Source organism: Streptococcus parasanguinis (assembly GCF_001578955.1).
GTDB classification, from domain to species: domain Bacteria; phylum Bacillota; class Bacilli; order Lactobacillales; family Streptococcaceae; genus Streptococcus; species Streptococcus parasanguinis_U.
Genome location: NZ_KQ969690.1, coordinates 178,878 through 179,404, shown reverse-complemented (window position 1 = coordinate 179,404; position 527 = coordinate 178,878). Strand labels below are relative to the sequence as shown.

Below are 527 nucleotides of genomic sequence, written 5' to 3'. Positions count from 1 at the left end.
ACCATTTGCGGAGACGATGTCTGCTTGGTCATCTGCGAAGACAACCAAGGAGCTTTGGATTGTTTTGAAAAATTAAAAGAATTCACCCCACCCTTCTTCTTTAGTAAATAAAAAGTTTGGAAACCAAGTTTCCAAACTTTTTAAAATGTAGACAAACTATCTTAAAATAAGGTGAGCGATTCTGCAAAAAAATTAAAATGTGTTCTAATTTTTTGGATGAATTAAGAAAACACTGAAACTTTCCGCCGTGAGAAAAGTGCCTGAAACAAAATTGTTTCAGGCACTCGGAATTATTGAGAGTAAAACAGTTTGGGAAACTGTTTTAGCCTGAGCCCAGAAATTAAAGAGCGAAGGGGCTCAATAAAAATTGAACACAGGCTGCGGATTGTGTCAAAAAGATAAGTTTTTCTAGAATCAAAAGATTCTGCGTCAAACTTCCTATTTTGACTTTATCCACAGACGCCCTCTGTATCTTGAATTAGTCTTGTAACTTCGTAGAAGTTCGCTGACGTCCGTACTCACCTAAG

The 527-nt window shown here is 36.8% G+C and carries 1 pseudogene; it reads left to right on the top strand.

Annotated elements, in window-relative coordinates:
- Window positions 1-111: pseudogene (locus SPADD19_RS12575) on the top strand (arginine repressor); the annotation flags it as partial.
- Window positions 112-527 lie beyond the last annotated feature (416 nt).